Below are 26,319 nucleotides of genomic sequence, written 5' to 3'. Positions count from 1 at the left end.
GTCATGGCGGAGGCGGAGAGCGGAACGTACATGAGCACCCCGGCCCACGCGGAGGGCGTCGAGGAACGAGAACGCGTCTTCGCGCCCCTGCCCCCCGCGCGGGGGCAGGCCTTCGCCCGCACCTGGTGGGGCCGGACCTGGCTCAGAGCCCTCGAGGACACCGCGCTGGACGGTGCGCAGCTCAAGCTGGGCCGCGCGTTCGCGCGGCGGGGCGCGGTAGGGGCCGTCGCCGTCCGCCCCGGCCGCATCACCGCGGTGGTCCTCGGCGCCGACCGGACACCGTGCCGCGCCGATGTGCTGCTGCGCGAACTGACCACGGACGAATGGGACCGGCTGCTGGACGTGGTCGTCGCACAGTCGGGCCATATCGCCGCGCTGCTGGACCGGGACATGCCGCCCCGGCTGGTGGAGGACGCGGCCGATGCCGGACTGGATCTCCTTCCCGGCACCGGCGACCTCGAACCAGAGTGTGCGTGCGGCGGATGGGACCACTGCGCGCACACGGCCGCGCTCAGCTACCAGACCGCGCGGCTGCTGGACGAGGACCCGCTCGCCCTGATGCTGATGCGGGGACGGGGAGAGCGGGAACTGCTGGAGACGCTGCAGGAGCGCAGCACCGCACAGGCCGCGGAGAAGGACGGCAGACCGCCCGCGGCAGCCGCGCACGAGAACGACGGGCCCGAGGGTGTGGAGGCCGCGGAGGCGTTCGCCCTCGGCGTGCTGCTGCCCCCGCTGCCCGGACCGCCCGCCCCGGTGAGCGGAGCAGTGTGGGAAGCGGCGCTGGACGGTGCCGCCGATGTGCCGGGACTGGACGTCGGGGCGCTCTCCTTCCTGGCCGCGGATGCCGCCGCGACAGCGCGCCGCATGCTGGCCGCAGCCGTCTCCCCGCAGGCGGCCGGCCGGCCGGTGCAGCAGTCGCTCACAGCTCAGGAGGACGCCGTGCGGCTCGCTGCCGCGAGCCCCGGACCGGCCGTCACGGCCCGGCTGGCCGCCTTCTGCGGCTGCTCGGAGGCCGAACTCGGGATCGCCGTACGCGCCTGGGGGATCGGCGGCGCGGAGGCGCTGGCGGTCCTGGCGGACCGGCCGGCGTCACCCGCGGCGCTGCGACAGGCGCGGTACGAACTCGACCTCGCCTGGGGCGAGGCGGAGACCCGGCCGGTGCTGCAGGGCCAAAGCCGGCGCTGGACGGCGCCGGGAGGCGAGGCCCAGCTGCGCTACGGGCCGGACGGCCGCTGGTGGCCCTTCCGCATGCTGGGGCGGTTGTGGTGGCCGGTGGGCGGGCCGGAGCGGGACCCGGCGGCCGCGCTCGCGACGGCGCTGGCCTACATCGGGGAATCGCCGCCCGGGCGCTGAACACGGGCGTGCCGCCGCCCCGGGACGCGGGCGGCGGCACGGACCGAAGGTGTTCTGTCAGGCGAGGCCCTCCAGAACGGGAAGATAGCCACCGGACTGCCCGGCGGCGGTGGGGTGGTAGGACTCGTCGATCGGGAAGGTGACGCTGTGCAGCCACCAGTCGTCCGAGCAGATCTCGTGTCCCGTGAAGGTGGGACGGACGTCGCCGAAGCTGAACCCGTGGTCGGCGGCGCGCTTCGCGGTGACCTCGTCCAGGGCGTCGGACGCGGAGTTGATGGCTTCGCGGGACCTCTCGCTGATGCCCACGATGCAGCCGCCGTCGAGCTCGTAGATGTGGGGATAGCCCAGTACGACGACCTTCGCGGAGGGGGCGCGCTGGGCGATGGCGTCGTAGACGCCGTCGAGCTTGCCCGGCAGAGTGTTCTCGACGTAGTCGCGGGCCTCCTGGACGCGCGCCAGGCAGGCGCTCTCGCCCTGGGTGACGCAGGTCGTCATGGTGTCGGCGAACCCGGCGTCGTTCCCGCCGATACTGATGCTCACCAGGCCCGTGGAGGAGCTGAGGGGGCCGAGCTGACCGGCGAGCACGTCGTCGGTCCGCGCGCCGGAGCAGGCGGTGAAGTCGAAGGACGAGGGGGAGTTGGCGGCGTTCCAGAGATTCGGGTAGGCATGTGCGCTTCGCTTGCAGTCGCCTCCCGAGTAGTCCCCGGCACCCACTCCGGAGGAGTAGGAGTCGCCGAGGGCCACATAGCCGGTCGCGGCCGCCTCTTCGGCGGAGGCGGACGCGGCACCGGTGAGGGAGGAGAGTCCGAGGAGGACGGCGACGGCCGCAGCCGTGGATGTCCATCTGCGCAGCTTCATGGAGCCTCTCAGGGATAGGCACGGTAGGAACTGCTGTCACTTCGGTCGCGGCTGGACTTACCCCGCGATCGATGCGTCCATGCCAACTTTGGGGACTCAACTACGCGCGCAGACTGCCGTGTTGATGCGAAGGGGCGCGTGCTCCCGGCCGATCACACCGGCCGGGTCGCACCGGGGAAGGGTCACACCAGGGGTTTCGACAACTGCTTGCCCTTGCCGGCCGTCAGACTGCAGGTGACATAGCTCAGGGCCGTTCCCGCGTTCTTCGCCTTGGGGTACGTGATGAGCGTTCCGCCCACCGTGCCGCGCGGCTGCTTCGCCGCCTTGTTCCGCAGCACGGTGCGGCACATCGAGTCCGCCTTGCTGCGGACCGCGTCGTTGGTGCTGTAGTCCCCGGTGAGCTTCTTGCGGCTGACCACCTCCGCGTCGTGAGACTCGTCGCACTCGCGGTCGATGATCGCTCCCTCACTCTCCTCGGACTGGTCGAAGCAGTCGCCGACGCGGAGCAGGAACGACGGAAGCGGCACATCGCTGGGGCTCTCGTCGGGGTCCTCGGAGGGTGCGTCCGGAGTCGGATAGTCGGTCGCCTCCTCGTCGGAGGGCTCCTCCGTCGGCGTCGGACTCTGCTCCGGGGAGGGCGAGGACGAGGACGACCGCGAAGGGACAGGCGCACCCCCGGCGGAGTCGTCGGAGCCGGAGTCGCCCCGCGTCAGGTACACGACCGAAGCGGTGATCAGGGCGAGCGCGACGACGACCGCCGCGACCACCGCCGCCACCATCTTCCCGGTGTTGCGACCGGGCGGCGGTGGAGGCGGCCATCCGCCGCCCGGCACTGCGCCGAAACCACCGGAATCGGGAGGCCCGAAACCTCCTCCCGGAGGCTGCGCCGGGGGCGGCGGACTGCCTGGGGGCGGATGGTTCGGCGGCGGTGGCATCGTCATGGACACCACTGTGTCATGTCGCACTCACTGTCGGCATCGAGGTTCCGGCGGAGGGACCCGCTCCGCCACTCGCCCGGTCTGCGGCGCAGCAGCCGGGGCCGCGACGGCGGCCGTCGCGGCCCCGGAGACCGGGCCGTTGGTCACTTGGCCCCGACGCCGCCGTACCCCATGTGGCGCCGGAGGTCGGCACCGTTCGGCACGGGCCCGTCCGGCCGCCACAGCGGGAGCTGGACCAGACCGGGCTCCAGAAGCTCGAACCCCTCGAAGAAGGCCGAGATCTCCTCCCCGGTCCGCCACTGGGCGCTGGAGGTCGACTCCTCGTTGTAGACCTTCGTGACCTTCCCGAAGCCGTCACTCTGGTTGAAGTCCGCCGTCCCGTGGCTGAGGATCAGCCGGCTTCCGGCGGGCAGCCGCTCGGTCAGGGACCGCACGATGCCCACCGCATCCTCGGCGTCGGTCACGAAGTGCAGGACGGCAAGCAGCACCAGTGCGACCGGCTCGTCGAAGTCGATGAGGTCCTGGGTGACCGGGTGGTCCAGGATCGCGGCCGGATCGCGGATGTCGGCCAGGACGAACCCGGCGTTGCCGGAATTGGTCAGCTTGGCCCCTGCGTAGGCCGCGACGATCGGGTCGTTGTCCACGTAGGCGACCCGCACCTCGGGATCCACCTGGCGCGCGACGTCGTGGGTGTTGGGTGAGGTGGGGATGCCGGTGCCGATGTCGATGATCTGACGGACACCGCTGTCGACCACTGTCCGCACGGCCCGGTGCATGAAGTCCCGGTTGCTGCGGGCGGTGACACCCACGTCCGGCAGAGCCGTGAGAATGCGGTCCGCCGCGTCCCGGTCGGCCTCGTAGTTGTCCTTGCCCCCGAGATAGTAGTCGTACATCCGGGCCGGGTGCGGCCTGGTGGTGTCTATCTGATCCGGGCTGAATCCAGCCTCCGACACGTGCTTCTCCCACTCGTCCGTCGATCCGGACCGGGCTTTCGCGGTCCGGTGGTGTGCTCAGCCGACCAGGAAGTCGGCTTCCCCCGCCTTGGCCGCCTCGATGAATCCCGAGATGTCACTCCGGCTGCAGATGAGCGCCGGGCCGTCGGGATCGGTGGACTGGCGCAGCGCGACCCGGCCGTCGGCCAGCTTGAGCGCCTCCACGCAACTGCCGCCGTTGCCACCGCTCCAGGGCTTGCGCCAGCCCTCGTCGCCCAGATGTGCGGCGGGCATCCCGTTGTAGATTCGACCCATGGTTCAGATCTCCTTGCGCAGTGCACTCAGGACCGCCCGGGTCCGCACCAGCGGCACGGCCTGGGCGCTCATCCGGTCCAGCGCCTCGAGGAACACGCTGACGTCGTCGCGCTGGTCGAAGTAGACCGCGCCCACGAGACTCTCGGAGCAGACCATGTCGGGCAGCTCGTCGAGAGGGAACCGGAAGAGGTGGAAGGGGCCGTACATGGCCGGATGCGGCCCCGCGTTGAACGGCATGATCTGCAGCGCCACGTTCGGCCGCTCGATGGCCTGGATGAGGTGGTCGATCTGCTCGCGCATCACATCGGGCGAGCCGAGCGGACGCCGCAGGACCGTCTCGTCGATGACGGCCCACAGCAGCGGCGGGTTCGCCTCCTGGGTGAGCACGGTCTGCCGTTCCATGCGCAGCGCGACGCCCCGTTTGATCTCCGCCTCCGGTGCATGCGGCATACCCGCGCGCAGGACGGCCCTGGCGTAACTCTCCGTCTGCAGCAGTCCGGGCACGTAGTGCGGCTCGTAGGCGCGGATGACCTCGGACTCGCTCTCCAGGCTCACGAACACGCTGAACCACTCGGGCAGCACATCACGGTACCGGTGCCACCAGCCGGGCTGGTTGGCCTCCCTGGCGAGCGAGACGAAGCCGTCGATCTCCTCCGGGTCGCTCACCCCGTAGGTGCGCAGCAGCTTCTCCACATAGGGGACCTTGAGGCCGACCTCCGCCTTCTCCATCCGGCGGATGGTGGCGTGCGTGACGTCGAGCGATCTGGCCGCCTGTTCGAAGGTCACTCCCGCCCGCTCACGCAGGTGCTGCAGTCTCTTCCCGAGCACCACCCGCAGCACGGTGGGCGCCGCACCGCCCGTCCGTGAGTCCGCCACAGCCGCTCCCCTCCAACTGACATCGGTAGAGGGAAGTTTGGCATGTGCCAGCTCGCCAGCACACCCTGTCAAACACAATTCTGCAATTCACAGACTGATCCTTGCCTAACGCGAGTGACGAACCGCATAGTGGACCTGTGGCTGCCCCCCATGACGCCCTGCCTTTAGAACACCGGCCAGACGGCGCGCCGACGACCCGTCCGCTGCGCGACGCCTTCCACCTGCCGGCCCGCGACACCTCCGTGGCCCTGGCACGCGCACGCGTGCTGGAGAGACTCCGCGAGTGGTATGTCGACGACGAGTCCAACGCCGACGCGCAACTGCTCATGTCCGAGCTGTTCACCAACGCCGTCCGCCACACGGACAGCGAGAAGGTGAGCTGCGAGCTGTGGGTCATCGGAGTGCGGCTCCGCCTCGAAGTGGCGGACGAGGGCGGCGGCCAGTCCGTCATGCGCGTGGAGGACGCGGACCGCGGCCGGACAGGCGACGACGAGCGCGAGAACGGAAGGGGCCTGCTGCTGGTGAGCGTGCTAGCCGACGACTGGGGCATACGCAGGGCCCGCACGAGCGGCTCCGAGACGACGACGGGGCACGCGGTGTGGGCCGAACTGGAATGCAACCGCACGCACGGCTGACGCTCCGCTCGCGATAGACGGCGGACGCAGAGCTGACAGCGCCCCGCACCGGTGGCAGGATGCACGGCACTTACCGGCCATGATCGGGCTCCTTTGCCGACCTGTCCCCCTTGTGGAGGCGCTGTGTCCGCACGATCCGCGCGTAAGCGACAGTACGGGATATCCCTGACCGCAGTGCTGACGGCGGCCCTGCTGACGGCCGTCACCGCCTGTTCCAGCACCAAGACCTCCGGCAGGAGCGGCGACGAGGTCCAACTTGTGGCCTCGGGCAAACTCACCGTCTGCACCCATCTGCCCTACGAGCCCTTCCAGTTCAAACAGGGCAAGAAGATCGTCGGCTTCGATGTCGACCTGGTCGACCTGGTCGCGGAAGACCTCGGTGTCGAGCAGAAGATCGTGGACACCCCGTTCGAGGGGATCCAGTCGGGCGAGGACCTCAACGCGAGCAAGTGCGATCTCGCTGCCGCGGGCATGACCATCACTTCGGTCCGCGAGAAGAACCTCGACTTCTCCGCTCCCTACTTCGAGGCCACCCAGGCGCTGCTGACCGGGAAGGGCGGAGAGTACGACTCCCTGGAGGACCTCAAGGGCCGGAAGCTGGGGGTCCAGCAGTCCACCACGGGCGAGGAGTACGCCAAGAAACACGCCGACGGCGTCACCGTGCGCCACTACGAGGATCTCGCTCTGCTGCTCAGCGCCGTCAAGACCGGTCAGGTCGACGCGGGGATCAACGACAACGGCGTGCTCTACGACTACGCGAAGAAGAACCCGGACACCGAGGTCACCACCGAGTTCGACACCGGTGAGCAGTACGGGATCGGTGTGCGCACCGGTAACGACGCACTGCGCGAGCAGATCGACAAGACGCTCAAGAAGGCCAAGGCCGACAAGCGGTACGACAAGCTCTACAAGAAGTGGTTCGGCACGGAGCCGAAGAAGTGAGCCGCCGCAACCGCACCCGCGCCATCCGAACCGCCCAATACGGCGTTCTGCTGGCCGTCGTGCTGGCTCTGGCCCTCGCCGCGGACTGGGGCGAGCTGCGCCGCGCCTTCTTCGACGTCGAAGTCGCGAGGAAGCAGTTCCCGGACGTGGTGACCACCGCCTTGGTCAACACGGTGATCTACACGGTGCTCGGCTTCGCCTTCGGACTGGCTCTGGGGTTGCTGCTGGCCCTGATGCGGCTGTCGCAGGTACCTCCGTACCGCTGGCTGGCCGTCGCCTACATCGAGTTCTTCCGCGGCGTACCGGCACTGCTGGTGTTCATCGCGCTCGGCTTCGGCGTGCCACTGGCGTTCCAGGTCTCCATCAACCAGTACGTGACGGTGATGCTGGCGCTGGGACTGGTCGGTGCCGCCTACATGGCCGAGACGATCCGCGCCGGCATCCAGGCGGTCCCCCGGGGCCAGACGGAAGCGGCCCGGTCCCTGGGGATGTCGCCGACGTGGGCGATGGTCTCGATCGTGATCCCGCAGGCGTTCCGGATCGTGCTGCCGCCGCTCGCCAACGAGCTGATCCTGCTCACCAAGGACTCCTCACTGGTGTATCTGCTCGGGCTGTCGATGGACCAGTACGAGTTGGCGAAGTTCGGCCGGGACGCGCTGAACCAGCACCGCAGCCTCACCCCGATTCTGATCGCGGGACTGTTCTACCTGGCCATCACGCTGCCCCTGGGCCACCTGGTGCGGCGCCTGGAGGCCCGTACGGCGAAGGCGAGGTGACACCGGAGTGAGTGAGAACACGGGAGCACCCGCGGCGGACATGGCCGCCATCGAGGTGCGGGGGCTGCGCAAAACCTTCGGCGAGCTGGAGGTGCTGCGCGGGATCGATGTCACGGTGCGGCGCGGCGAGGTGGTCTGCGTCATCGGCCCGTCCGGATCGGGCAAATCCACACTGCTGCGCTGTGTGAACCTGCTGGAGGAACCCACCTCCGGCACGGTGCGTGTGGCCGGCACCGAGGTGACCGACCCGGAGGTGGACATCGACCGGGTCCGGCGCCGCATCGGCATGGTCTTCCAGTCGTTCAACCTGTTTCCCCACCTGACGGCGCTGGGCAACCTGACCATCGCGCAGCGTCGCGTGCTGGGGCGCGGCAGGGCGGCGGCGGAGGAGGTGGCACGGCGCAATCTGCGCCGCGTGGGACTCACGGACAAGGAGTCCGGCTACCCGGCCCAGCTCTCCGGAGGACAGCAGCAGCGGGTGGCCATCGCCCGCGCACTGTCCATGGACCCCGAGCTGATGCTGTTCGACGAACCGACCTCGGCACTCGACCCGGAGCTGGTCGGCGATGTCCTGGCGGTGATGCGCGGACTGGCCGCCGAGGGGATGACCATGCTGGTGGTCACCCACGAGATGAGCTTCGCCCGGGAGGTGGCCGACCGGGTGGTCTTCATGGACGACGGACTGATCGTCGAGGAGGGACCGCCCGAGCAGGTCGTGGGCGCCCCGCGGCAGTCACGCACCCGCGCCTTCCTCGCCCGGGTGCTGGACCCCGCGGCAGCCGGAGTGCTGGAGGGCGGCGCGGCACAGCCGGAACCACCGGCCGCACCGCCCGGGCAGGTCCCGGAGGAGGTGCGCAAGCGGCCGCTCCGATAGCGGAGGCCGCCGTGCGGAAGGGCGCCGTCCGCCCTCAGGGGTGCCCGGTCTGTCAGACCTGTGCTCTACATTTCCTCTCATCGAGGACGAGTGTCCGCCGGCGCCGACGGGTGCCCGGTGGAGAACGAAAGGCCAGGACCATGGCAGACAGCCCGCGCTCGGCGGACGCTCCCGTCACCGAACCCCCGGCCGGCCCGGAAGAGCTGCTGGAACAGGCGAAGCCCTACCGCAAGGAGCTGCTGGCGCACTGCTACCGGATGATGGGCTCGGTGCACGACGCCGAGGACCTGGTGCAGGACACCTACCTGCGCGCCTGGAAGGCCGGAGACCGGTTCGAGGGCAGATCCTCGCTGCGCACCTGGCTCTACCGGATCGCCACCAACGCCTGTCTGACCGCGATCGAACAGCGCGGCCGCCGGCCGATGCCTTCCGGTCTCGGCGCGCCCAGCGACGACCCGGAGCGCCCGGTGGTCGAGGCCCCGGAGGTGCCGTGGCTGGAGCCGATCCCGGATGCCATGTTCGCGGGCTCCTCCGGGCCCACGGACCCGGCCTCGGTGGTGGTGGGCCGCTCGTCGATGCGGCTGGCGCTGGTGGCGGCCCTGCAGCACCTGCCAACCCGGCAGCGGGTCGTCCTGCTGCTGCGGGACGTGCTCAAGTGGCGCGCGGCCGAGGTCGCCGAACTGCTCGGGACGACGACGGCGAGCGTGAACAGCGCCCTGCAGCGGGCCCGCGCCCAGCTCGAACAGGTCGCCCCCGTGGAGGAGGAGCTGACCGAGCCGGCCGACCCGGCGGCGCGAGAGCTGCTGGACCGGTACGCGGCGGCGTTCGAGCGTTCCGACGTGACGGCCATCGTGGACCTGTTCAAGGAGGACGCCGTCTGGGAGATGCCTCCCTTCCCGGAGTGGTTCCGCGGCCGGGAGAACATCGTGCGGCTCATCGGGGCCCAGTGCCCCATCGGCCGGGACGAAGGCCTCATGCTGCCGACCTGGGCCAACGGCCAGCCCGCCTTCGGGCTCTACAGCCTGCGGGAGGACGGCGTGCACCGGCCGTTCCAGCTGCAGGTGCTCACGCTGCGGGACGGGCAGATCGCGCATGTGGGTGCGTTCTTCGGCGAGGAGCTGTTCGCCACGTTCGGCCTCCCCGCTCAGGTGGACGCGCAGGAGGCGGCGGCGCTGCGGCGCTGAACCGTCTGGGGCGCTCCACGCCCCGCCGCAACGGCGCGCGGTACCGCCCGGGGGCGGTCCGGCGCACCGTGCGGCGGGCCGCGCGCCGCTCCCGGGGGGCCGCGCCGCCACGCCCCGGGCAGCGGGAACCTCTCGGGAGCGTCGGCTCTCCGGCGGCTCAGACGCCCAGCAGGTGGTCCATCGCGAGTTGGTCGAGGTGTTCGAAGGCCATGCCCCGCTCCGCTGCCGCGGCGGGATCGAAGTCCTCGAAGGCGGCGCGGTCGGCCAGCAGCGCACCCGGCGTCTCCTGCGGGCCCAGCGTCGGGCGGGAGAGCTCGTCCACCCGCGCGGCCCGCAGCGCCTCCTGGACGGCGGGGTCGGCACGGAACGCGGCAGCGCGCTCCCGCAGGATGAGGTAGTTGCGCATGCAGCCCGCCGCCGAGGCCCATACCCCGGCGGCATCCTCGGTGCGGGGAGGCTTGAAGTCGAAGTGCCGCGGGCCCGCGTAGCCGCTGTGCTCCAGCAGGTCGACCAGCCAGAACGCGGCTCGCAGGTCCCCGGCGCCGAACCTCAGGTCCTGGTCGTACTTGGCACCGGACTGACCGTTGAGGTCCAGATGGAAGAGCTTGCCGGCCCAGATGGCCTGCGCGATGGCGTGCGGGTAGTTCAGCCCGGCCATCTGCTCGTGTCCGACCTCCGGGTTGACGCCGAAGAGTCCGGGCCGCTCGAGCTGCTCGATGAAGGCGAGGGCGTGTCCGACCGTCGGCAGCAGGAGGTCGCCGCGCGGCTCGTTGGGCTTCGGTTCCAGGGCGAAGCGCAGTGCGTAGCCCTGTTCGGTGACGTACTCGGCCAGCAGGTCGAAGGCTTCCTTCAGCCGGTCCAGGGCGGCCCGGACGTCTTTGGCCGCACCGGATTCGGCGCCCTCCCGGCCGCCCCAGGCGACGTAGGTGTGCGCCCCCAGTTCGGCGGCCAGGTCGATGTTGCGCATCGTCTTGCGCAGGGCGAAGCGCCGGATGCCGCGGTCGTTGGCGGTGAAGGCGCCGTCTTTGAAGACGGGGTGGGTGAACAGGTTCGTCGTGGCCATAGGCACCGCCATGCCGGTCGCCTCCAGTGCCTTCCGGAACCGTGCGACGTGCGCCTCGCGTTCCCCGTCCGAGGCGCCGAAGGGGACGAGGTCGTCGTCGTGGAAGGTGACTCCGTAGGCGCCCAGTCCGGCGAGCCGGTGCACGGACTCGACCGGGTCGAGGGGCTCCCTCGTCGCGTCACCGAACGGGTCCCGGCCCTGCCAGCCCACCGTCCACAGGCCGAAGCTGAACTTGTCCGCCGGTACGGGTTCGTAGCTCATGCTGTCGTTCCTCTCCCACGCATCGTCGCCCTCGTACGCACGGGCGGGCACCGCGATGCGCAGCTATTCGTCATGGCTGCTTACAAATTAGTATGCGCACAGCACCGGAAGCCAGGGAAGGGAGCGGCAGGCCATGAGCGCACCGGAAGGCCCGTTCGTCATCGGGGTCGACAGCTCGACCCAGTCCACCAAGGCACTCGTGGTGGACGCCGCGACCGGCCAGGTGGTCGCCCGAGGCCAGGCACCGCACACCGTCTCCCCCGGCGACCGCCGCGAGTCGGACCCCGAGGAGTGGTGGCAGGCGCTGCGCACCGCCGTGGGGCAGTGCGGGCCGGCCGCCGGCGAGGCCGCGGCCGTGTCCGTCGCAGGCCAGCAGCACGGCTTGGTGACGCTGGACGGCGCGGGAGATCCGGTGCGCCCCGCACTGCTGTGGAACGACGTACGCTCGGCGCCCCAGCGTGACCGCCTGGTCGCCGACCTCGGCGGCCCCACGGCTTGGGCCGAGCGCGTCGGCAGCGTCCCGGCACCGGCCTTCACCGTCACCAAGTGGGCCTGGCTGCGGGAGAACGAACCGGAGGCCGCACAGTCGACCGCTGCCGTGCGGCTGCCGCACGACTTCCTGACCGAGCGGCTGACCGGGCAGCCGGGCACCGACCGGGGCGATGCCTCGGGCACCGGGTGGTGGTCCTCGGCGACCGGCTCCTACGACACGCAGATCCTCGAACTCGCCGGCCTGGACCCCGCGCTGCTGCCGCCCGTACTCGGTTCCGGGGAGGCGGCGGGCACGGTCAGGGAGACCGGGGACGGTCTCCTGCCGGCCGGCACCCTGGTGGCCACCGGTACCGGGGACAACATGGCGGCGGCACTCGGCCTGGGGCTGCTGCCGGGGCAACCGGTGCTCAGTCTCGGCACCTCGGGCACGGTGTACGCGGTCTCCAGTCGCCGCCCCGCCGATCCCAGCGGAACGGTCGCGGGCTTCGCGGACGCGCACACCGGCTGGCTGCCGCTGGCCTGCACCCTCAACTGCACCCTGGCCGTGGACCGGATGGCCGCGCTGCTCTCCCGGGACCGCGAGGACGTGGAACCGGGCGGGCGGGTCACCGCGCTCCCCTTCCTCGACGGCGAACGCACGCCCGACCTCCCGTACGCGACCGGACTGCTGAGCGGGCTCCAGCACGCCACGACGGGTGGCCAGGTCCTCCAGGCCGCCTACGACGGCGCCGTCTTCGCACTGCTGCGTGCGCTCGACCTGGTGCTGGCCGAGGGCGGGGAAGCGGCTGCGGCGCAGGAAGCGCCGCTGCTGCTGATCGGCGGCGGCGCCAAGGGCACGGCGTGGCGCGAGACGGTGCGGCGGCTGTCCGGCCGGGCCGTCCAGGTGCCCAGCGCGCAGGAACTGGTGGCACTGGGGGCCGCGGCACAGGCCGCGGGGCTGCTGCTCGGCGAGGACCCGGGCGCCGTCGCCCGCCGCTGGCGCACCGCGCAGGGGTCCTCGTACGAGCCCGTGGCCCGCGACGACGACGCACTGGCCCGCCTCTCGGCGACGCTCGAAGGGGCGGGTGCGCTGCTCGGCCGACGCCCGTGACCGGCGGCCCTCCGGCATCGGCTCCGGACACCCGGCCGCTCATGTTCCGCCGCCTCCTTGCCGCGGCTCCGGCCGCTCACCGGCCGCTCGCACCAGCGGCGCACACCCGGCTCCGACGAGTCCCACGGGGCGCCACGAGAAGGAGCCGTTCATGACAGCTGAGGCACCCGGACCGCAGCGGGAGATTCGCAGGCGGAACCTCTCGCGCGTGCTGTACGCGGTGGCCCAGCAGGGGCCTTCGTCCCGTGCGGCGGTGGCGACGCGGCTGGGGCTGACGCGCACGGCCGTCTCGACCCTCGTGGACGAACTGCTGCGCGGCGGCCTGCTGACCGAGCAGGGGCCGACGCCGGCGGCCGGCGGGCCCGGGCGGCCCGGTACGGCACTCGCGCTCACCGACAGCGGGCCGTGCGGGCTGGGCGCCGAGATCGGCGTCGATCATCTGGCGGTCTGCGCGACCGACGTACGGGGCCGGGTGCGCGCCCGTGCGGAGACCGACTCGCCGGGCAGGGACAGCGTGCCTGGCGCCGTGCTCACGCCGCTGCGGGAGCTGGTGGACCAGGTGGCGGCCCGGGTGCGCGGGCTCGGACTGGCACCGGCCGCTCTGGCGGTGGCGGTACCCGGACTGGTCGCCCGCGGCACGGCGTCGGTTGTCCGCGCCCCCAACCTCGGATGGCAGGGTGTCGACCTCGCTCCCCCACTCGCGGAAGCGGGAGCGGAACGCGCTCCCCTGCCGCTCCTGGTGGACAACGAGGCCAACCTCGGAGCGCTCGCCGAACTCTGGCTGGGCGGCGGCAGGGTCCCCCGGGACTTCGTGCACGTCTCGGCAGAGGTCGGTATCGGTGCCGCCGTGGTGCTGGACGGCGCACTGCTGCGCGGCCACCGCGGGTTCGCCGGGGAGATGGGCCACATGCCGGTACACCCGGACGGAGACCGGTGCGCCTGCGGGGGCAGGGGCTGCCTGGAGCAGTACGCGGCGGAGCCGGCTCTGCTGCGCGCCGCCGGGATCGCAGCCGACCGGCCGCGGGCCGCCGCACTGGCCGACCTGCTGGAGCGCGCGGCAGCAGGAGATGTACGCACGCTGGACGCTCTGGCGGCAGCCGGTGGCGCGCTGGGGCTGGCACTGGCCGGAACGGTGAACCTGCTGGACCCCCGTGCTCTGGTGCTCGGCGGCGTACTGGCCCGCTTCGCTCCGTGGCTGCTGCCGCCCCTGGAGCGGGAGCTGAGCGAACGCACCGCCGCGCCCGGCGCCCTCCCGGAACTGCTCGTCTCGGAACTGGGCGCGGACGGACCGCTGCTGGGTGCTGCGCACGCGGCCGTGCGCGTGGTGCTGGACGACCCACTCTCCTACCTGGCCGGGCCCCGGGGATGACCGGCCGGCCCGGGGCGCGTCCCCAGGCCGGGCAGGTGTCCGCAGGACTCTTCCCCGCGGCCGACGGTCCACCCGCTCGGGGGCGGGGGGCTGTACGACGGCCACAGGTCGGTCCAATGGCACATTCTGGCGACTCTTGGCAGCCCTTCCGGGTGCTGCCATCATCAACGCGCGTCAACTCGCCCTGCACGTGCACCCATTCCCCCCACTGGGAGAGACGATGGACTCAGCACGCCAGAACCCCGCATCCTTCCCCTCACGCCCCCACCTCCCGCGGCGCGCGCTGCTGCGCGGAGGGGCAGGCTTCACTCTCGCCGCCGGCCTCGCAGGCGCCTCGCTCGCCTCGGGCGGAGCCGCGGTGGCCCGGCCCAGAAGGCCGCTCGCCGTGGACTATCCAGCGGCGGAGTGGGTCCCCGCCTCCTCCGCCAACTACACGACGGCGAACCGGCCCGCGCAGTACCCGGTCGAGTTCGTGATCATCCACGTCACCCAGGAGTACTACGCGGACACGCTGGAGATCTTCCAGAACCCTGACAAGGCGGTCTCCGCGCACTACGTGGTGCGCTCCGACGACGGTCACGTGGCCCAGATGGTGCGCGAGAAGAACGTGGCCTGGCACGCGGGGAACTGGGACTACAACACGCGCAGTGTCGGCATCGAGCACGAGGGCTGGATCGACGAACCGGCCTGGTTCACAGAGGCCATGTACGAGGCGTCGGCAGCGCTGACGGCGGACATCTGCCGCCGGCACGGAATCCCGCTGGACCGCCGGAACATCATCGGACACAACGAGGTTCCCGGCGCCGACCACACCGACCCCGGCGGCGAGTGGGACTGGGCGCACTACATGGACCTCGTCAAGGCCCAGTAGCAGAACGGGAGACGGGCCCGGCGGAGTCGGCGGACCGAGCCGGGCCCGGTCGGCGACGGGCCGACGGCAATGGGGCAGCCGTCGGCGGCGGATGGGCCGCCGGCCACCGAACGGGCGGGCGTGCTCGCTTCCGTACGGGTACGCGTGACTGTTCGCGAACAGGTGTCGCAGTCCCCACCTGCCCTCGGCCTCCGGCCCGGTGCCGCGCGGGCCCCTCGGAGCGGAAGCGTGCGCGGCCGTGCCGACCGGCCCTGATCACACGCCAGTTCGGGCGCATGATCAGCCGGACACGCAAGCACTTCAACCCATCGTGTGACTACCGGCCGGAAGGCTTCTGCGCGGCACACCTTCCCCGCCATCCTCAGCATGTGCGACAACGGGAGAACAAGCAGGCCGCCGGCCGCGACGGACGGCAGAAGCTGGCAGCGGCGGCACTGGTGTGCCTGGCGATGGGGGCAACGGCCGGTGGCGCGGCAGCCGCATCGACGCGTGCCGAAGCCCCCGCCCGCACCGACGAATCCGCCGTGCTCGCGGCAGCCACCCGGCCGGACGGCGGTGAACCGCCTGGCCGCCCGCAGCCGAAGACCGCCCGTGCGGCGAGCAGTTCCCCGGCGGCCCCGGCGCCTCCGGCGACGGACGACGCCACCCCCGCCACCGGCACCGCCGCCGCCCGGACGGTCACGCCGTCGCACCTCACGCCCACCGCGGTTCCACATGGAGCGACGGCCCAGAGGCCCCACCGGGACGGTGGCACCCGCCTCTCGGTCGGAACGGAGGGGACCCGCCTCGACGCGACGGCAGGGCGGGCCGGCCGCTGTCCGGGCGTGTCCCTGACGGTGCGGGCGCCCGGTGTCAGCCTGGAACTCTCAGCGGGACAGCCGTGCGCCCCGCGTCCGCCCCGGCCCACTCCGCCGACACCGACACCCTCGCCGCGGCCTCCGGAGCAGAGCCCTCCCGCACCCGCCCCGTCTCCCGCGCCCTCGCAACCGGCGCATCCTCCGGCCGCAGTGCCTCCCGCCGCCCCCGAGCCGCAGGCCGCCCCCGAGGCGTCGGCGGTCCGGGCCACCCCACGTCCGGTCCGGCCGGACCGGGCATCCCCACGACCCGCGGTGACGCCGCGGCCGCTCCATTCGCCGACGCCCTCGCGCACGGCGGTCGCCGCTCCACGCCGGCCCGCGCCACAGCGCGAACGACCGGACGGAAGCCTGTCGATGGTCACCCGCACGCTCCTGATCGTCACCCCGGCCGTCCTCGCGGCCGCCGCCCTGCGCCCCCGTTCGAGCGGTGGACGGCAGGCGGCAGCCAATGGCACTGGCACGAGCCGCAACTGACCTCATTCGGGCCGTGCACGTGGTGCACCGCCGCCCCTCTCCCCTGTCCAACGCTTCGTGGAGGACCCGTGTCCGAAAGGTTCATGCTGGCGCTCAGTTTGGTCGCCGCCTGTCTGGTCGTCGTCGTTGTCGTCGTCCTCAGACGCCGGCGTGCCACGCCGGGCGATCCGGCGGAGACCCCGGACGTGATCGAGTACATGACGATGATGATCGGCGTGGTGTACGCGATCGTGCTGGGCCTGGCCATCGCCGGGGTCTGGGAGGAACGCAACGCGGCGGACGAGGCCCTCGCCCAGGAGGCGCAGGCGCTGCACGAGGTGAGCGAGCGGGTGGGCGTCTACCCGGCAGCCGAACGCGAACGCGTACGCGGCGACGTGGACGCCTACGTCCGGTACGCGGTCACCACCGAGTGGTCGCACATGGTGGAGCAGGGCGAACTCACCGAGCGGGGCACCCGCATGCTCAAGAGACTGCGCGGCGACGCGGCTTCCTTCGAACCGGCCACCATGCAGCAGGCGCAGTCCTACCAGGCCGTGATCGACCAGATCGCCGCCGCCGACACCGCCCGCACCGCACGGGCGACCGGCGCCGGACCCACGATGCCGGGCGTGGTGTGGATCGGGCTGTACGCGGGCGCGGTGGTCTCGGTGGGGATGCTCTTCGCGCTGCAGATCCAGCGCTCCGGCAGGGAACTGATCCTGGCGGGCATCTTCAGCGCTCTGATCGCCTTCCTGCTCTTCCTGGTCTGGCACTTCGACGCGCCGTTCGCCCGCGGCCTCGAGGACCCCAAGGAAGCGTTCACGACACTGTTCCCGCGAGCGACGGGCTCCTCGGGCTGAGCGGTATCCGGCAGGCACCGGTGCGGACGTCCAGGGCGACCCGTCCCGCGGCGGGGAGACCCGTCGGCTCCCCCCTGCCGCGGGACGGGTGAGATGCTGGCGGTCCCAGAGGCGAGAGATCACAAAGGAGTCCGGGTGTCCCTGCTCTTCCCCGCGCTGCACGCGGCGTCCTCGCACACGGCGCTGCGCTTCGGCGACCGAGTCCTCAGCTACCGCCGGCTGGCTGCCGTGGCCGGCGGCCTGGCCACCAGGTTGCAGACCTCGGCGCCCGTCGCGGTCTGGGCGACGCCCAGTCTGGAGACGGCGGTCGGCGTGATCGCCGGGCTGCTGGCCGGAGTGCCCGTGGTCCCGGTGAACCCGAAGAGCGGCGAGAGCGAACTGACGCACATCGTCAACGACAGCGCACCCGCCACAGTGCTGGCGGAGCCCGGTGCGGAACTTCCGGCAGCACTCGGGGCGCTGCCGCGCACGGACATCGCGGTCCCCGACGAGTCGGAGGAGGGGACCTGGGTCCTGCCCACCGAGCCCAACGCGGAGACCGCGGCACTCATCGTCTACACCTCGGGCACGACCGGGCCGCCCAAGGGCGTGGTGCTGTCGCGGCGCGCCGTGGCCAGCAATCTGGACGCGCTGACGGAAGCCTGGCAGTGGACGGAGGACGACGTGCTGGTGCACGGACTGCCGCTGTTCCACGTGCACGGGCTGATCCTCGGCGTCCTGGGACCGCTGCGCCGCGGGGGCGCACTGCGCCATCTGGAGGCCTTCAGCACCCGGGGAGTGGCACGGGAGCTGGCGGGCGGCGGCACGATGCTGTTCGGCGTCCCGACCATGTACCACCGGCTCGCCGACGCCTGTGAGAGCGATCCGGACCTGGTGCGCGCGCTGGCCGGGGCGCGGCTGCTGGTGTCGGGCTCGGCGGCGCTGCCGCTGCACGACCACGACCGGCTCACCGCCGCGACGGGCAAGCGGGTGATCGAGCGGTACGGCATGACCGAGACGCTGATGAACACCAGTGTGCGGCCCTCGGGGAGCTCCCGTACGGGTTCCGTCGGCCTGCCGCTGCGCGACGTGGACCTCCGGCTGGTGGACGACACGGGGCAGCGCCTTCCCGCGGAGGACACCGAGACGGTGGGTGAGATCCAGGTGCGCGGGCCGAACCTGTTCACCGAGTACCTCAATCGCCCCGACGCGACGGCCGAGGCGTTCGACGGCGGGTGGTTCCGCACCGGCGACATGGCGACGCGGGACGCGGACGGATCGGTGCGCCTCGTCGGCCGCAAAGCCACCGACATGATCAAGAGCGGCGGCTTCCGGATCGGCGCGGGCGAGATCGAGAACGTGCTCCTCGGCCATCCCGCCGTCGCGGAGGCCGCCGTCACCGGTGAACCGGACGACGACCTGGGCGAGCGCGTCGTGGCCTGGATCGTGCCGGTGACGCCACGGCAGCCGCCGTCGGCGGAGGAGCTGACCGAACTGGTCGCCGGCCGGCTCGCGCCGCACAAACGTCCGCGCGACGTGCGCTTCCTGGATGCGCTGCCGCGCAACGACATGGGAAAGGTGCTCAAGCGGGAACTGCCCGGGCAGCAACGCTGACGGCCCACCGCGTCCCGCGGTCCGCGACCGCTCCTCCCCCGACCGGTTGCGGGTTCGCGATGCACGCTGCTCGCGCGGGTCCCCGGCCTGCTCTGTCAGCTCCGAAGCCCGGAGTCAGGCAGGCCCCCGCCGCAGGTCCGCGGCATCGGCCAGCCGTCGGTAGGAGCGGAGGCGGTCGTCGGGGTCGTGAGTGTTGAGCGTCAGCAGAAGTTCGTCGGCACCCGTGCGCTCCACGAGTCCGGCCAACGCGTCGGCGACCTCCTCCGGGGTGCCGCGCAGCTGGGTCTGCCGGGCCTCGTCGAAGGCAGCGCGCTCCTTCGGGCCCATCGTACGGCCGCGCACGTCCTGGGGCGGGACGAGCGGGGCGAAGGTGCCGCGGGTGCGGGACAGCGCCGTCGACCACGCCTCGGGGACCTGCAGCTCCTCCGCCTCCGCGCGGGTGTCGGCGGCGGCCGCGTTCACCGCGACGACGACGTGGGGCGCGGTCCCGTCCCGGACGGCTCCGCCCACCCCGGCTCCCGGGGCGCCGGCGGGGCCGGTGCGCGGCCGGAAGGCCGCCCGGTAGGCCCGTATCGCCTCCCGCGTCCGCTGCTCGTCGCGGGAGGTCCCGATCACCAGCGGCAGTCCGTGCTCGGCCGCCACCGTGGCACCCGAGCCGACCGCCAGGACGAACGGCGGTACGCGCAGCCCCTCTGCGGGCCGGGCATGTACCGGGCCGGTGCCCTCGAAGTAGCCGAGGAGTTCCGATATCTGCGCCCCGAAGTCCTCGGCGGCGTCCTTGCCGACGCGCAGTGCCTTGCGGACGCCGTCGGTGAATCCGACGGAGCGCCCCAGTCCCATGTCGATGCGGCCGGGATGGAGCGACTCCAGCACCCCGAACTGCTCGGCCACGACCAGCGGCCGGTGGTTGGGGAGCATCACCCCTCCGGTGCCGACCCGGATCCGGGAGGTGGCGGAGGCCACCGCGGCGGCCAGGACCGTCGGCGCGGAGCCCGCGATGCCGGGGACGGCGTGGTGCTCGGAGACCCAGAAGCGCAGGAAGCCCAGCGCTTCCGCCTGCTGTGCGAAACGCACCGTCTCACGCAGCGCACCGCCGGGGTGCTCACCCTCCCGGGTGAGAGAGCGGTCGAGGACGGACAGGGGTACCGGGATCCGGGGCGATGGTGTCACCTCCGGTACAACATCTGTCGGCGGTACGGATTCCCGACGCTCCTGCGGGATCGGGCTACCGGTCGGCCGGGGACTCCTCCAGCAGTCCGGCGTCGTGGACGAGGAGAGCGAGCTGGACGCGGTTGTTGAGGTCGAGTTTGGTCAGGATGCGGGAGACGTGTGTCTTGACCGTCGGCACGCTCATGTAGAGGGACGCCGCGATCCGGGCGTTGGCCAGTCCGCGGCCGACACCGAGCGCCACCTCGCTCTCCCGCTCGCCGAGCCGGGCGAGGGCGTCCTTGGCGCGCGAGCGGCGGGTCTCCCGACCCGCTGGGGTGACGTGCTGGATGAGCTGGCGGGTGACCGCGGGAGAGAGCACGGGCTCCCCGGAGGCGACCCTGCGTACCGCGGCCAGGATGTCGGCGGGCGGGGTGTCCTTGAGCAGGAAGCCCGCGGCTCCGGCACGCAGGGCGCGGAGCACCTGGGCGTCGGCGTGGAAGGTGGTCAGGACGACGACCTCGGGCGGTTCGTCGCGAGCCCGGAGCAGCTCGGTTGCGGTGAGCCCGTCCATGGCCGGCATCCGGATGTCCATCAGGACCACATGCGGACGGTGCTCGTCGACCAGTCCGAGCACCTGGCTGCCGTCCGCGGCCTCCCCCACGATCTCGACGCCCTGGGTGCCGCCCAGCATCAGCCGGAGCCCGGCCCGTACGAGAGCGTCGTCGTCGACAAGGAGCACGCGGATGGTCATGCACATACCGTAGCCAGCCGCTACCCGGCCTCCACCCCCGCCCTGCGGAGGCCACAGCCGGCAGCGCACGGGCCGGGTGCGCTCACGCGCGGGCGCCCGCGTCGTCGCCGACCGGTGCGTCCCAGTCGATGCGGTAGTCCAGCAGCCAGTCGCTGCCGGAGTCGTCGTCGCGCCGCGCGCCGGGCCGGGCCTCCGCGGGGCGCGGGACGACCCGGTCGTTCAACCGGGCGCTGCGTTCGACAACGGCCTCGACCCGGTTCCGGCGCAGCGACTCGAAGCGGATGAACGCCTCGGGCACCCCGGGGAGGTCGCGGAGGCACTTGGCGAGGACGACGCTGTCCTCGATCGCCATGGACGCGCCTTGCGCCGCGTTGGGGGCCGCCGCATGTGCCGCGTCTCCGAGCACGACCATGGAAGCACGGTGCCAGACCGGGGTGCGGGCCATGTCGTAGGCGTTGGTGGCGACGATGCCCCGGCTGCCACGGACGATCTCGGCGGCCGGCGAGGCGTCTTCGGAGAAGAGCGAGACGACGTGGTCCCGCCAGCGGGCCAGCTCCGCGGGCGTCCCGGTGGCCAGCTCCTCCCGGTCGAGCTCGCCGCCTGGGGTGTTGGCGAACCACCAGACCTCGCCGTCGGGCGCCGCGGTGCAGCCGAGGAACGCGCGCCGCCCCTGGATCATCCGGTAGGTGCCGGGAGGCGGCGCTGCTTCCGGGGGAACCTCGGGCGTGTAGCCGCACACGGTGATCTGCCCGGTGTGGCGCGGCGCGGGCGCGCGGGGGTCGATGAGCGTCCGGGTGACGGAGTGGAGACCGTCAGCGCCGATGAGCAGGTCCCCTTCGGCGCACGAGCCGTCCGCGAAGCGGGCGGTGACCCGCCCGTCGGAGGCCGTGTCGGCGGAGACGAGACGCTTGCCGTGCTCGATGGTGACACTCCGGCGGATCGCCTCGTCGTGAAGCGCACGGTGGAGAGTCGCGCGCCGGAGCGTGCGCGGCCCGAGAGCGCCGTCGGCGCCGGTGCCCCGGGCGACCGGCCGCACGCCCACGCGGTCCCCGGTGTGCGCGAGCATCTCCACACGTTCCGCGGGAAAGGAGACGTCCAGCGCGGCCCGGTGTGCGTCGACGGTGCGCAGGGCCTCCAGGCCGTTGTTGAAGAGCACGAGGAAGGCACCGGCGTCATCGGCGCCGGACGGGTACGCCTCGTGCACGGTCGAGCTGATCCCCGCCCTGTGCAGGGACATCGCCGTCATGGCTCCGGCGATACCTCCGCCGATGATGAGCGCGTGCCGCTGCCTCATGGCACCTCCTGTCGCTGGGTGTTCCGTTCGCTGCCGCTCTCCCCCTACTGACCGCCCTCGAGGGCCGGTGGTTGCGCACCGGCTCCCTCGGATGCGGCGCGGCTCACTCACCTCCCCGGCGGAGGTGACCGCAGGCGGCGGCCGGAGCCCGCGTACGGCGGCAGCCGGAGGCCTCCGCCCCGGCCGCGCGGCGTCCCCTGCTCCGGAGCGGCGCCGCGCCCCCGGTCACCGGCCCAGGGCAGCCGCCAGATAGGGCGCGGTGGCACTGCTGCGGGAGGCGGCGACCTCCTCCGGGGTTCCGGCGGCGACGACCCGCCCTCCCCGGTCGCCACCGCCCGGACCCAGGTCGATGACCCAGTCGGCGCCGCAGACCACCGCCGGATCGTGTTCGACGACGATGACCGTGTGGCCGGCCCGGACCAGTCCGTGGAGCTGCCCCAGCAGCACCTCCGTGTCGGCCGGGTGCAGCCCGGTGGTGGGCTCGTCCAGGAGGTAGAGCGTGTGCCCACGGCGGCCGCGCTGGAGTTCGGCGGCGAGCTTGATGCGCTGGGCCTCGCCCCCCGACAGCTCCGTCGCCGGCTGCCCCAGCCGCAGATACCCCAGGCCGACACGTTGCAGTGCGTCCAGCCCGCGCCGTGCGGCCGGGACGTCCGCGAGGAACTCGGCAGCGCCGTCGACCGTCATGCCCAGGACGTCCGCGACGGTCGCCCCCCGGTAGGTGATCTCCAGCGTTCGAGGGTTGTAGCGCGCCCCGTGGCAGTCCGTGCACGGCGCATAGCTGCCGGGCAGGAAGAGGAGCTCCACCGCGATGTACCCCTCGCCCTGGCAGGTCGGGCAGCGGCCCTCGGCGACGTTGAACGAGAACCGTCCGGCTCCGTACCCCCGGGCCCTGGCCTCGTCCGTGGCGGCGAAGACCTTGCGCACCGCGTCGAAGAGGCCCGTGTAGGTCGCCAGATTGGAGCGCGGCGTGCGCCCGATGGGCTTCTGGTCGACGCGCACCAGGCGGTCCACGGCCTCCACCCCCCGGACCTCCGTGACCACGGTGCCGCGGCCCCCGGGCGGCAACTGGTCCGCCTCCGACTCCGCATCGTCCGTGCCGGAACCTGCTGCCTGGCTCCGCTGCTCCGCGGGAGCCGTCCCGGTACCGGTGTGCGCGGCGACGACGTCGGCCAGGACCTGGGTGACCAGCGTGGACTTGCCCGACCCGGAGACCCCTGTGACAGCGGTGAAGACACCGAGCGGGAACGCCACATCCAGCCCTCGCAGGTTGTGCCGCCTCACCCCGGAGAGCGACAGCGTGCGCTCCAGCCGACGTGGTGGGACAGGTCCCTGCGCCCAGGCTCCGCGACCGGGGCGGGCGGACTGCGGTGCCCCGGAGGCGCGGGACTCCACACTGTCGCCTTCCGCCGCAGGGGATCCGCCGGGCCCGGAGGCGCCGAGGCGACCGCCTACCGCGGCGCCGGGGGCTTCCGGCGGGAACAGGTAGGTGCGCGTGACGGAGCGCTCCGACTGCGCCAGTCCGGGCACCGGGCCGCTGTAGAGCACCTCTCCTCCGTGCTCGCCCGCAGCGGGGCCGACGTCCACGACCCAGTCGGCCCGCCGGACCACGGCCATCTCGTGCTCGACCACGAACAGCGAGTTCCCCGCCTCTCGGAGCCTGTCCAGGACCCTCAGCAGTGCCTCGGTGTCGGCGGGGTGCAACCCGGCCGACGGTTCGTCCAGAACGTAGACCACGCCGAAGAGACCGGACCGCAACTGGGTCGCCAGCCGGAGCCGCTGCAACTCCCCCGCCGAGAGGGTGGGAGTGGGCCGGTCGGTGCTGAGATAGCCCAGGCCCAGCTCCACGAGCACGTCGATGCGGGAAAGGAGGTCGGTGGAGAGGGTTTCGGCGACGCTCTGCCGAATGCCTTCTTCGGGGGCCCCTCCCCCCTCCCCTCCCCCCGTTGCGGCTCGCAGCACCCCGGCGAGCCCTTCCAGCGGCAGGGCCGCCAGCTCCGCGATGTCCCGGCCCGCGAACGTCACGGCGAGCGCCTCCGGGCGGAGCCGGCGACCGCCGCAGACCGGGCAGTCGGCGCTGACCAGGAACCGCCGCACACGCTGCCGCAGGGTGGCGCTCTTCGTCTCCGCGAAGGTGTGCAGCACATAGCGCTTCGCGCTCTGATAGGTGCCCTGGTAGGGCCGCTGGATGCGGCCCGCCTCACGCACCGGGTGAACGGTGACGACCGGCTGCTCGTCCGTGAACAGCAGCCACTCGCGCTGTTCGGACGGCAGCTCCCGCCACGGACGGTCGATGTCGTAGCCGAGTGCCGCGGTCACGTCGCGCAGGTTCTTGCCCAGCCACGCTCCCGGCCACGCCGCGACCGCCCCCTCCCGGACACTGAGCGACGGGTCCGGGACCAGCGACTCCTCGGTGACCCGGTGCACCACGCCCAGCCCGTGACACTCCGGGCAGGCGCCGGCTGCCGTGTTGGGCGAGAAGGCATCCGAATCCAGCCGCTCGGCTCCTTCCGGATACTGCCCGGCCCGCGAGAAGAGCATCCGCAGCGAGTTCGACAGCGTGGTCACCGTACCGACCGACGAGCGGCCCGTGGGCGTGGAGCGCCGCTGCTCCAGCGCCACCGCGGGCGGCAGTCCGGTGACCTCCTGGACCCGCGGTGCTCCGACCTGGTGGATCAGCCGCCGCGCATAGGGGGCGACCGACTCGAAGTAGCGGCGCTGTGCCTCCGCATAGAGCGTGCCGAAGGCCAGCGAGGACTTGCCCGAACCCGAGACACCGGTGAAGGCGACCAGCGCGTCCCGCGGAATGTCCACATCCACGCCGCGCAGATTGTGCTCGCGCGCGTCGCGCACTCGTACGTAACCGTCGTCGCTCATCCTTCCATGATCGGACATGCCGCCGAGCACCCACGGCAGCGGCCCCTCCCCGGGTGCGGCCACGGTGCGTGAAGGGCTCGCCGGGGTGGTATCCATGGCCGCCATGGAGTGGTTCACGCCGTGGTTCCCGGCGCCCGAATACGGGCTGAGCCGACTGGTTCTCCAACGTGCGCTGGCAGGGGTCTACCTCGTCGCCTTCCTCTCGGCGGCACTGCAGTTCCGGGCCCTGCTGGGCGAGCGCGGTCTGATGCCCGCCGCGGCGTTCACGCGCCGGGTACCGTTCCGGGCCTCCCCCAGCCTCTTCCACTGGCGGTGCGGCGACCGCTTCACCGGCGCATGCGCCTGGGCGGGTGTCGCGCTGGCTGCCGCGGTGGTGGGGGGCGCCGCGGATGCCGTGCCCCTGTGGGCCTCGATGGTGATGTGGGCACTGCTGTGGTTCCTCTATCTCTCGTTCGTGAACGTCGGTCAGGTCTTCTACGGCTTCGGCTGGGAGTCACTGCTGCTGGAGAGCGGGTTCCTCGCGATCTTCCTGGGCAATGCGCAGACCTCACCGCCTGTGCTGACCCTGTGGCTGATGCGCTGGCTGCTCTTCCGGGTGGAGTTCGGCGCGGGGCTGATCAAGTGGCGCGGCGATGCCTGCTGGCGCAACCTGACCTGCCTCTACTACCACCACGAGACCCAGCCGATGCCCGGGCCCCTGAGCTGGTTCTTCCACCACCTCCCGCGGCGGATACACCGGATGGAGGTGGCCGCCAACCATGTGGCCCAGCTCATCGTGCCCTTCGGCCTGTTCTTTCCGCAGCCGGTCGCCACCGTCGCGGCCGGGCTGATCATCGTCACGCAGTTGTGGCTCGTGCTGTCAGGCAACTTCTCCTGGCTGAATTGGCTGACGATCGTTCTGGCGCTCTCCGCTGTCGACCCCTCTCCCGCAACGGGCACCTCCTCCTACGGTCATACTCCGCTGTGGTTCGCCTTCATGGTGTGCCTCGCAACAGTGCTGATCGTCGTGCTGAGTTGGTGGCCCGCACGCAATCTGCTCAGCCGGACCCAGCAGATGAACCGCTCCTTCAACTCCCTCCACCTGGTGAACACCTACGGTGCGTTCGGCAGTGTGACCCGTGTCCGGCACGAGATCGTCCTCGAGGGCACGGACGAGGAGCAGATCACGCCGGAGACCGTGTGGCGCGAGTACGAGTTCAAGGGGAAGCCGGGGAACGTGCGCCGGCTGCCGCGGCAGTTCGCGCCGTACCATCTCCGACTGGACTGGCAGATGTGGTTCGCCGCGTTGTCCCCGGCCTACACCCGCGGCTGGTTCGAGCCGTTCGTCTCCCGGCTGCTGGAGAACGACCCGGCCACCCTGCGGCTGCTGCACACCAACCCGTTCCCCCAGCAGCCGCCCACTCATGTACGCGCGCTGCTGTACCGCTACCGCTTCACGACACGGGAGGAGCGGCGGGCGACGGGGGCCTGGTGGCACCGGTCCTTCGAGCGCGAGTTCCTGCCCCCGTTCGCGCTCACAGGGCGTCCAGGTGGGCGCCATCGCTGGTGACCGCGGCCGCTGACCACGGCCGGGTTCGCTGGTACGGCTGGTGGCCGCGGCAGCGCGGCCGGCTGTTCTCGCCCGCATGCGCGTTCCGCCTGTGCGTGCAGGTGCATCCC

General features: G+C 72.1%; 22 protein-coding genes. 12 read left to right on the top strand and 10 right to left on the bottom strand.

What is annotated here, in order from left to right:
• Positions 1–3: 3 nt before the first annotated feature.
• Entirely contained in the window at positions 4–1,353 is a 1,350-nt protein-coding gene (locus ACFYMO_RS22045; protein ID WP_388548515.1) for an SWF or SNF family helicase, read from the top strand.
• A gap of 57 nt (positions 1,354–1,410) precedes the next feature.
• On the opposite strand, the gene ACFYMO_RS22040 is transcribed toward ACFYMO_RS22045, so the two are convergent.
• The 5 genes from ACFYMO_RS22040 to ACFYMO_RS22020 form a co-directional block, all read right to left on the bottom strand.
• On the bottom strand, positions 1,411–2,211 hold the full coding sequence (locus ACFYMO_RS22040; protein WP_366772119.1) for an SGNH/GDSL hydrolase family protein: 801 nt from the start codon (positions 2,209–2,211) through the stop codon (positions 1,411–1,413).
• A gap of 182 nt (positions 2,212–2,393) precedes the next feature.
• A complete protein-coding gene (locus tag ACFYMO_RS22035) occupies positions 2,394–2,990 on the bottom strand; it encodes a hypothetical protein (RefSeq protein WP_366772118.1) in 597 nt (198 codons plus the stop codon).
• 302 nt (positions 2,991–3,292) lie between these two features.
• Positions 3,293–4,102 (bottom strand): SAM-dependent methyltransferase, encoded by an 810-nt coding sequence (locus ACFYMO_RS22030; protein WP_366772117.1) that lies wholly within the window; start codon positions 4,100–4,102, stop codon positions 3,293–3,295.
• A gap of 57 nt (positions 4,103–4,159) precedes the next feature.
• Positions 4,160–4,396 (bottom strand): DUF397 domain-containing protein, encoded by a 237-nt coding sequence (locus ACFYMO_RS22025; RefSeq protein WP_026005066.1) that lies wholly within the window; start codon positions 4,394–4,396, stop codon positions 4,160–4,162.
• A 3-nt stretch (positions 4,397–4,399) separates the two neighbouring features.
• On the bottom strand, positions 4,400–5,272 hold the full coding sequence (locus ACFYMO_RS22020; RefSeq protein WP_366772116.1) for a helix-turn-helix transcriptional regulator: 873 nt from the start codon (positions 5,270–5,272) through the stop codon (positions 4,400–4,402).
• Positions 5,273–5,409: 137 nt separating this feature from the next.
• Between ACFYMO_RS22020 and ACFYMO_RS22015 the strand changes: the two genes are divergently transcribed.
• From ACFYMO_RS22015 to ACFYMO_RS21995, 5 genes are all read left to right on the top strand, one after another.
• A complete protein-coding gene (locus ACFYMO_RS22015) occupies positions 5,410–5,907 on the top strand; it encodes an ATP-binding protein (protein ID WP_360684222.1) in 498 nt (165 codons plus the stop codon).
• A gap of 123 nt (positions 5,908–6,030) precedes the next feature.
• Entirely contained in the window at positions 6,031–6,849 is an 819-nt protein-coding gene (locus ACFYMO_RS22010) for a basic amino acid ABC transporter substrate-binding protein (protein WP_388548310.1), read from the top strand.
• Complete coding sequence (locus ACFYMO_RS22005; protein ID WP_366772115.1) at positions 6,846–7,625, top strand: amino acid ABC transporter permease; 780 nt, start codon at positions 6,846–6,848, stop codon at positions 7,623–7,625. The genes ACFYMO_RS22010 and ACFYMO_RS22005 overlap by 4 nt, the downstream gene beginning before the upstream one ends.
• Positions 7,626–7,665: 40 nt before the next feature.
• The gene (locus ACFYMO_RS22000; protein WP_388548512.1) at positions 7,666–8,499 is read left to right on the top strand and encodes an amino acid ABC transporter ATP-binding protein; all 834 of its coding nucleotides are present in this window, start codon (positions 7,666–7,668) and stop codon (positions 8,497–8,499) included.
• Positions 8,500–8,639: 140 nt separating this feature from the next.
• Complete coding sequence (locus ACFYMO_RS21995; RefSeq protein WP_366772114.1) at positions 8,640–9,683, top strand: sigma-70 family RNA polymerase sigma factor; 1,044 nt, start codon at positions 8,640–8,642, stop codon at positions 9,681–9,683.
• Between the two features lie 157 nt (positions 9,684–9,840).
• Here ACFYMO_RS21995 and xylA read toward each other — a convergent pair whose 3' ends face one another.
• Positions 9,841–11,007, bottom strand: coding sequence for a xylose isomerase (gene xylA, locus ACFYMO_RS21990; protein ID WP_366772113.1), 1,167 nt, complete (start codon positions 11,005–11,007; stop codon positions 9,841–9,843).
• Between the two features lie 133 nt (positions 11,008–11,140).
• Here xylA and xylB point away from each other — a divergent pair, with 133 nt between their 5' ends.
• From xylB to ACFYMO_RS21965, 5 genes are all read left to right on the top strand, one after another.
• Positions 11,141–12,589, top strand: a complete 1,449-nt coding sequence (gene xylB, locus ACFYMO_RS21985; protein ID WP_366772112.1) for a xylulokinase — start codon at positions 11,141–11,143, stop codon at positions 12,587–12,589.
• 151 nt (positions 12,590–12,740) lie between these two features.
• Positions 12,741–13,958, top strand: coding sequence for an ROK family transcriptional regulator (locus ACFYMO_RS21980; RefSeq protein ID WP_366772111.1), 1,218 nt, complete (start codon positions 12,741–12,743; stop codon positions 13,956–13,958).
• A 220-nt stretch (positions 13,959–14,178) separates the two neighbouring features.
• The gene (locus ACFYMO_RS21975; protein ID WP_366772110.1) at positions 14,179–14,829 is read left to right on the top strand and encodes an N-acetylmuramoyl-L-alanine amidase; all 651 of its coding nucleotides are present in this window, start codon (positions 14,179–14,181) and stop codon (positions 14,827–14,829) included.
• A gap of 1,399 nt (positions 14,830–16,228) precedes the next feature.
• The gene (locus ACFYMO_RS21970) at positions 16,229–16,999 is read left to right on the top strand and encodes a hypothetical protein (protein WP_366772109.1); all 771 of its coding nucleotides are present in this window, start codon (positions 16,229–16,231) and stop codon (positions 16,997–16,999) included.
• A gap of 135 nt (positions 17,000–17,134) precedes the next feature.
• Positions 17,135–18,592, top strand: a complete 1,458-nt coding sequence (locus tag ACFYMO_RS21965) for an acyl-CoA synthetase (RefSeq protein WP_366772108.1) — start codon at positions 17,135–17,137, stop codon at positions 18,590–18,592.
• 114 nt (positions 18,593–18,706) lie between these two features.
• On the opposite strand, the gene ACFYMO_RS21960 is transcribed toward ACFYMO_RS21965, so the two are convergent.
• From ACFYMO_RS21960 to ACFYMO_RS21945, 4 genes are all read right to left on the bottom strand, one after another.
• Positions 18,707–19,762 (bottom strand): MsnO8 family LLM class oxidoreductase, encoded by a 1,056-nt coding sequence (locus ACFYMO_RS21960; protein ID WP_366772107.1) that lies wholly within the window; start codon positions 19,760–19,762, stop codon positions 18,707–18,709.
• A gap of 55 nt (positions 19,763–19,817) precedes the next feature.
• On the bottom strand, positions 19,818–20,492 hold the full coding sequence (locus tag ACFYMO_RS21955) for a response regulator transcription factor (RefSeq protein WP_366772105.1): 675 nt from the start codon (positions 20,490–20,492) through the stop codon (positions 19,818–19,820).
• 82 nt (positions 20,493–20,574) lie between these two features.
• Positions 20,575–21,786, bottom strand: a complete 1,212-nt coding sequence (locus ACFYMO_RS21950) for an FAD-dependent monooxygenase (RefSeq protein ID WP_388548302.1) — start codon at positions 21,784–21,786, stop codon at positions 20,575–20,577.
• A 225-nt stretch (positions 21,787–22,011) separates the two neighbouring features.
• The gene (locus tag ACFYMO_RS21945) at positions 22,012–24,660 is read right to left on the bottom strand and encodes an excinuclease ABC subunit UvrA (RefSeq protein ID WP_366772103.1); all 2,649 of its coding nucleotides are present in this window, start codon (positions 24,658–24,660) and stop codon (positions 22,012–22,014) included.
• A gap of 94 nt (positions 24,661–24,754) precedes the next feature.
• Here ACFYMO_RS21945 and ACFYMO_RS21940 point away from each other — a divergent pair, with 94 nt between their 5' ends.
• Complete coding sequence (locus tag ACFYMO_RS21940; RefSeq protein ID WP_388548509.1) at positions 24,755–26,209, top strand: lipase maturation factor family protein; 1,455 nt, start codon at positions 24,755–24,757, stop codon at positions 26,207–26,209.
• The last annotated feature ends 110 nt before the right edge of the window (positions 26,210–26,319 follow it).

It is taken from the genome of Streptomyces sp. NPDC007025 (assembly GCF_042869455.1).
Taxonomy (GTDB): Bacteria; Actinomycetota; Actinomycetes; order Streptomycetales; family Streptomycetaceae; genus Streptomyces.
This window is presented reverse-complemented; position numbering and strand designations above follow the sequence as displayed.